Source organism: Sphingomonas sp., assembly GCF_042091075.1.
GTDB lineage: Bacteria > Pseudomonadota > Alphaproteobacteria > Sphingomonadales > Sphingomonadaceae > Sphingomonas.
Genome location: NZ_JBELIE010000175.1, coordinates 1 through 6,459 on the forward strand (window position 1 = coordinate 1; position 6,459 = coordinate 6,459).

General features: G+C 68.3%; 5 protein-coding genes and 1 pseudogene. 3 read left to right on the forward strand and 3 right to left on the reverse strand.

Annotated features, from left to right (window positions below):
* Positions 1 to 551: 551 nt before the first annotated feature.
* The 3 genes from ACFDSW_RS14275 to uxaC form a co-directional block, all read right to left on the reverse strand.
* A complete protein-coding gene (locus tag ACFDSW_RS14275) occupies positions 552 to 695 on the reverse strand; it encodes a hypothetical protein (RefSeq protein WP_375250947.1) in 144 nt (47 codons plus the stop codon).
* 65 nt (positions 696 to 760) lie between these two features.
* The gene (locus tag ACFDSW_RS14280) at positions 761 to 2,191 is read right to left on the reverse strand and encodes a mannitol dehydrogenase family protein (RefSeq protein WP_375250948.1); all 1,431 of its coding nucleotides are present in this window, start codon (positions 2,189 to 2,191) and stop codon (positions 761 to 763) included.
* Positions 2,192 to 2,193: 2 nt separating this feature from the next.
* On the reverse strand, positions 2,194 to 3,606 hold the full coding sequence (gene uxaC, locus ACFDSW_RS14285) for a glucuronate isomerase (RefSeq protein WP_375250949.1): 1,413 nt from the start codon (positions 3,604 to 3,606) through the stop codon (positions 2,194 to 2,196).
* A gap of 130 nt (positions 3,607 to 3,736) precedes the next feature.
* Here uxaC and ACFDSW_RS14290 point away from each other — a divergent pair, with 130 nt between their 5' ends.
* From ACFDSW_RS14290 to ACFDSW_RS14300, 3 genes and pseudogenes are all read left to right on the forward strand, one after another.
* The gene (locus ACFDSW_RS14290) at positions 3,737 to 4,666 is read left to right on the forward strand and encodes a sugar kinase (RefSeq protein ID WP_375250950.1); all 930 of its coding nucleotides are present in this window, start codon (positions 3,737 to 3,739) and stop codon (positions 4,664 to 4,666) included.
* 86 nt (positions 4,667 to 4,752) lie between these two features.
* Positions 4,753 to 6,060: an MFS transporter gene (locus ACFDSW_RS14295; protein WP_375250951.1), complete on the forward strand. Its 1,308-nt coding sequence runs from the start codon at positions 4,753 to 4,755 to the stop codon at positions 6,058 to 6,060.
* Positions 6,057 to 6,459: pseudogene (locus tag ACFDSW_RS14300) on the forward strand (alpha-glucosidase); the annotation flags it as partial. The gene ACFDSW_RS14295 and the pseudogene ACFDSW_RS14300, both read left to right, overlap by 4 nt.

The window sequence follows — 6,459 nt, forward strand, 5'->3', positions numbered from 1 at the left end:
CGCGGTGAAGGTGGTGAGTGCTGGTCATGCTGCCCCCTTGTTTATTCACCCGTTGGTGGATGCTGCGCCGTATCAACCTTCAGCCCGTCCTCCCCCGCCGGAAGGATGGGCGATCTTCCGCCGGACCATCGACTTAAGCTAGCACGCCGGGCGTTGGCGTATCCCGCTTTTTTCCGTCAGTCCGGGTCAGGGGATTGATGCTTTCGGGCGCCAAACGCGGACGGAGTGATGGATATCACGACGGCGGATATCGGCGGCCGGCTGCCGGGCTGCGGCGTGAGCGCGATGCGAATGGGCTTCCTCAGCCTCAAATCGTATCGGACCGGTGGCCGGACCAAATCGTCTTTTACGGTAGAGCAGCGTGTCTCGGCGCTATCCACGCGCTCCTGAGCCGCCGCCCCGCCGGGACGATCACCGACGTCGCCTTCGCGTGCAGCTTCGAGAGTCTGTCGTCTTACTGGCGCAATTTCTGCGCGCGCTATGGCCATGCGACCAGCGAGGTGTTCGACGCGGAAGATACGGCGTTGACGCGCCGACGCGCGCGGTAAACCTCAGTGGCCGTAGCGTTTGATGCCGCGCCGGCGCAGCCGTTCGCGGTGACGACGCCGCAATAGCGCGACCGTCAGCGGCGTTCCGGTCAGCAGAATCACCCCGATGATCGCATAGGCGATCATTTCTCGCGAAAATTCGAACATGCGCCGCCCATGTCACAAAGATGACGCTATGACTACAGGTTCGGCGCATCGATGCCAGTTCGGTCCTACCCGTCGTGGTGTCTGACCGGCGGCGGCGCGTCCAGGTCGCTCATCTCCTGCCGCAATAGCGCGAGGTCGGTCGCATTGGGGTGCCATTGCCCCGCCAGCAGGCCACCCTCCGCGAACAGCGCCTCGGCGATGCCGGTGCTTCCCGCCTGCGCCCACAGTGCCGCCAGCGGCGCGGCGAGCGGATCGGAGACCGGCGCGCCATCGCCGCGAATGTGGAGCAGCCATGCGGCCAACGCGCGCAGCGTGGCGGGGGATGAGCGCCCGGCGCGGGCATTGGCCGCCATCGGCTCCAGCCAGCGCTGCGGGATCTTCTGTGAACCGTCGGTGGCGATCTGCGACAGTCGATGCGGCAGGCCAGGATTGCGAAATCGCTGCAACAGGCGATCGGCATAGTCCCGCGCATCGATCCCGCCGCCGCTGCCGCGCTCCGTCGCAAGGCTCGCGGCGGCCTCCTGCCGCATCAATCTTTCGACCACCGGCGCGATCGCCGTATCGGCCACTGCCTCGTGGACGAACGTATGACCGGCCAGCAGCCCGAGATAGGCAAGCGCCGAATGCGCGCCGTTGAGCATGCGCAATTTGGCGCGTTCGAACGCAGCGACGTCGCCCACGAACTGCGCGCCGGCCACCTCCCAGCGCGGGCGCGCGCCGGCGAAGCGGTCCTCGATCACCCATTGGTGGAAGGGTTCGGTGACGATCGCGGCCGCGTCGTACACGCCGATCGCCGCCGCGACATCGTCGCGCGTGGCGGCATCGACCGCGGGGACGATGCGATCGACCATCGTCGCCGGGCAGGCGCATTCGCGCTCGAACCAGTCGCGCGTGGCGTTATCCACCCGATCGAGCCATGCCGCCAGGCGCCGATGCAGCAGCGCGCCGTTATGGGCGAGATTGTCGCAGCTGACGATCGTCAGCCCCGGCGCGCCGCTGGCGCGGCGCTGCGCGATACCGGCGGCGAGATGGTGGAAGATGGTCTGCCCCGCGGCCTGCACCGCCGCGATATCGAGGGACCCGTCGGGGCGGCCGAAATAGGCCTTTTCGGTCACCGTCAGCGTCACGATGCGCGTCGCCGGGGCGGCGATCAGCGCGGTCACCGCCGCCGGTGCCTCGGGGGCGACGATCACATCGCGTATCGCGCCGATCAGGGCGACGCGCGGCGCCTGCGCGCCACGTTCGGTCAGCGTGTACAGACTGTCCTGTGGCACCAGCGCGTCGCGTACCCCGGCGGATCGCAGCGACACCCCCGCGATCGCCCAGTCGCGGTCGCCCGCCGCCATAGCGGCATCGGTATAGGCGGCCTGATGCGCACGGTGGAAAGCGCCGATCCCGAGGTGAACGATCCCGATCGCCTGCTCGTCACGCGCGTAGCCGGGGCGCGCGACGGCCGGATCTAGCCGGTCCAGCGTCATGCGCGACAGGCGGGGCATCGTCACAGCCGATAGGCCCGGCGAACGAGGTTGACGGTCAGATCCTGCGCCAGTTCGGCGGCCTCCCAATCCTCCAGCCGATGCTCCGCCACCAGCCGCGCGAGGAAGGCGCAGTCGACCCGCCGCGCGACATCGTGCCGCGCCGGTATCGACAGGAAGGCGCGCGTATCGTCGTTGAAGCCGACGGTATTGTAGAAGCCGGCGGTCTCGGTCGTCATTTCGCGATAGCGCCGCATGCCTTCGGGCGAATCGTGGAACCACCATGCCGGCCCCAGCCGCAGGCAGGGATAATGGCCGGCGAGCGGCGCCAGTTCGCGCGCATAGGTCGATTCATCGAGCGTGAAGAGGATCAGCGTGAAATCGCGCTCATTGCCGACCGCGTCGAGCAACGGCTTCAGCGCGGCGACATAGTCGACCCGCATGGGGATGTCGGCGCCCTTGTCACGCCCGTATGTCGCGAACAGCGCTTCGTTGTGATTACGGAACGAACCGGGATGCAATTGCATCACCATGCCGTCCTCGACGCTCATCCGGGCCATTTCGGTGAGCATCTGGGCGCGGAACAGGTCCGCGTCCGCCGCATCGGGGCGTCCCCCTGTCACGCGCCGGAACAACGCCTCTGCCTCCGCCGCCGAGAGGTTGGCGGTTCGCGCCGACGGATGGCCGTGATCGGTCGCGGTCGCCCCGGCCGCGCGGAAATCGGCGCGGCGCTTGCGGTGCGCGGCGAGATAGCCGCGCCATGACCAGACGTCCTCACCGGTCAGCTCGGCGAAGCGCGCCATCGCAGGCGCGAACTGTTCATGCTCCACGTCGATCACGCCATCGGGGCGATAGGTGGTGATCACGCGCCCGCCCCAGCCCGATGCGCGGATCGCACGATGCGCGGAGAGATCGGCCTCGGCCCCCTCGGTCGTCGCCAGCACCTCGATGCCGAACCGATCGAACAGCGCACGCGGGCGATAGTCGGGCTCGGCCAGCCGTGCGGTGATATGATCATAATAGAGGTCGGCAGTGGCCTCCTCCAGCGCGACATCCAGCCCCATCACCTCAGCGAAAACATGATCGAGCCACAGGCGCGACGGCGTCGCCCGAAACAGGTGATAATGTTGTGCGAAGGTGCGCCACGCCGCGCGCGGATCGGTCGTCGGCGCACCGGACCGGGATGGCACGCCGAGCGCGTCGAGCGGCACGCCCTGGCTATAGAGCATCCGGAACACATAATGGTCGGGGACGAGCAGCAGGTCGGTGGCGTTGCGCCACGGCGCGTCGGTGGCGAACCAGTGCGGATCGGTATGGCCGTGCGGCGAGACGATCGGCAGGTCGGCGACGGTGCGGTACAGAGCGCGCGCGATATCGCGCTGCGCGGGGTCGCTGGCGAACAGCCGGTCGGGATGGAGGTGCAGGGGGCGGGTCATGCCGAATGCGCCGCCCAGCCGGGGTGCCGATGATGTTGCATGATCCCTCTCCGCCTATCGCGGCACGACGTACCGCGCTATGATTCGTTTTACCACAAAAGAGTGATTGGTAAGGCAAGTGAGGGGATTCATGCAGATCGTGACGGTCGGCGAGGGGATGATCGAACTGTCGCGTGCGGCGGATGGGTCGGGCTGGCGGGTCGGATATGGCGGCGACACGCTCAACACCGCGCTGCACCTCGCCCGGCTGGGACGACATGTCGCGTTCCTCTCCGCGATCGGGGACGACCCCTTCAGCCGTGATCTGCGCGCTGACTGGGCACGGGAAGGCCTGGACACGCGGTGGGTGCTGACCGATCCGTCGCGGCGGGCGGGCCTGTACGCGATCACCAATGATCAGCAGGGGGAGCGGCACTTCACCTATTGGCGCGGGGAAAGCGCCGCGCGCCGGATGTTCGATCTTCCTGACAGCGAGGCGGCGGCAATGCAGGCATCGGGGGCGGCGCTCCTGCTGTTCTCGATGATTTCGCTCGCGATCCTGCCGCCGCCGGCGCGCGAGCGGCTGATCGCGTTGGCGCACGAAGTGCGGGCGCGGGGCGGGCGGGTTGCCTTCGATACCAATTATCGTCCTGCACTATGGCCTGATCTGGCGGCGGCCCGCGCGGCGCACCGTGCGGCGATGGCGGTCGCCGACATCGGCTTGCCGACGATCGAGGACGAGGCCGCGTTGACCGGCCTTGACGACCCCGCCGCGATCGAGCGGCACTGGCATGAGGCGGGTGTGACCGAAGTGGCGCTGAAGATGGGCGGGGAAGGGTGCCGCGTCGGCGGCGTATCGATCGCCCCGCCCCAGCGGCTGACGCCGCGCGACACCAGCGGCGCGGGCGACGCCTTCAATGCGGGATATCTTCATGCGCGGCTGGCGGGCCTCGCGCCGGCGGAAGCGGCGGCGGCGGGCCATGCCATGGCGGGCTGGGTGGTGATGAATATGGGCGCGGTGCCGCCTCTCGATGCGACGGCTCCCTATCGGCGTCTGGGGGAATTGGCCGCGGCGGGATAGGCGCCGCGAACGGTTCAGGCTCGGGCACGGGCAATATTGGCCCGACCAATATGGACAGGCCAGCGATCGGTCGTTACATCGATGGCATGCGCTGGGCACAAGCGCTGGGGAGGCGAGCGTTGCGGATCAGGAACCTGCGCTGGTGGATCGTGGCGCTGATCTGCGCCGGCACCATGGCCAATTATCTCGCGCGCAACTCGCTGGGCGTGCTCGCCCCCGAGTTGAAGACCGCACTGCACATGTCGACGCAGCAATATAGCTATGTCGTCGGCGCCTTCCAGCTGGCCTATACGATCATGCAGCCGATCGCCGGCGCGCTGGTCGATCGCTTCGGCCTGCGGATCGGCTTCGCGATGTTCGCGCTCGCCTGGTCGGCCGCCAACATGCTCCACGCGCTGGCGATCGGCTGGCTCAGCCTGGCCTTCTTTCGCGGGTTGCTGGGCGTGTTCGAGGCGGCGGCGATCCCGTCGGGGATCAAGGCGGTGGCGGAATGGTTTCCGGCGCGCGAGCGATCCGTCGCGGTCGGCTGGTTCAACGCAGGGACCTCGCTGGGCGCGCTGATCGCGCCGCCGGTGGTCGCGGCGGTGGCGATCTGGGCCGACTGGCGCTGGGCGTTCATCGTTACCGGGGCGGTCGGCATCCTGTGGGCGGGGGCGTGGTTCGCTTTCTATCGCTCACCCGAGACGCATCACGCGATCACCGATGAGGAGCGGGCGCTGATCGCCGCCGATCGCCCCGCCACCCCGGCGCAGCGCACGCCCGCGCGCGACATCCTGAGGCTGCCGCGCTTCTGGGTGATCGCGGTGCCGCGCTTCCTCGCGGAGCCGGCGTGGCAGACGTTCAGTTTCTGGATCCCGCTGTATCTCGCCACCGAGCGCGGCATGGATCTGAAACAGATCGCGCTGTTCGCGTGGCTGCCGTTCCTCGCCGCCGATCTCGGCGGCATTCTCGGCGGCTATCTGTCGCCCTTTCTGATGAAGCGCGGGGTGGCGCTGATCCCGTCGCGGATCGTGGGTATCTCGCTGGGCGCGGTGTTGATGATCGCGCCGGGCTGCATCGGCCTCGTTTCCAGCCCCTATACCGCGATCGCGCTCTTCTCGATCGGCGGCTTTGCCCATCAGATGATTTCGGGACTCATCAACACGCTGTCCGCCGACGTCTTCAACCCGGCCGAGGTGGGCACCGCCAATGGCTTCATCGGACAGGCGGGCTGGATCGGCGGGCTGATCTTCTCGCTGCTGATCGGGCAGTTTGCCGATACGATCGGCTATGCGCCGCTGTTCGCGGTGCTGGCGGTGCTCGACCTGATCGGCGCGGCGGTGCTGATCCTGTTCATCCGCCGCCTGGTGTTGCCGTCGCCCGCCCCCGTCCCCGTTGAGGAGCTCAGCCGATGAGGCGCGCCACATTGTCCAATCCGCCGCTGTTCGCGCTGTCCGACCGCGCCACCGGCTGCGTCACGCTCACCGCCGATACCGGTGCGGTGGCGCATGTCTTCGTCCTGGAGGACGATGTGATGCGGTTGCTGCTGCTGCGTGACGGTGTGGTGTCGAGCCCGCCAGGCTGGGCAATCGCGCCGGGCGCCGACGACATCGACGAGCCGGGGCGCGATCGCCTGTCCGTCGCCGGCTTCACCTGCCCCGATCCGGTGATCGAGGAGCACGACGATCGCATCGTGATCGCCACCGAGCGGCTGCGTGTGATGATCGTGCGCCACGGGCTGCGCTGCCGCTGGGAACAGCGCGATGCGGGGGGCGGGTGGCATGCGATCCTGCGCGACCGTCCGACACAGGCCT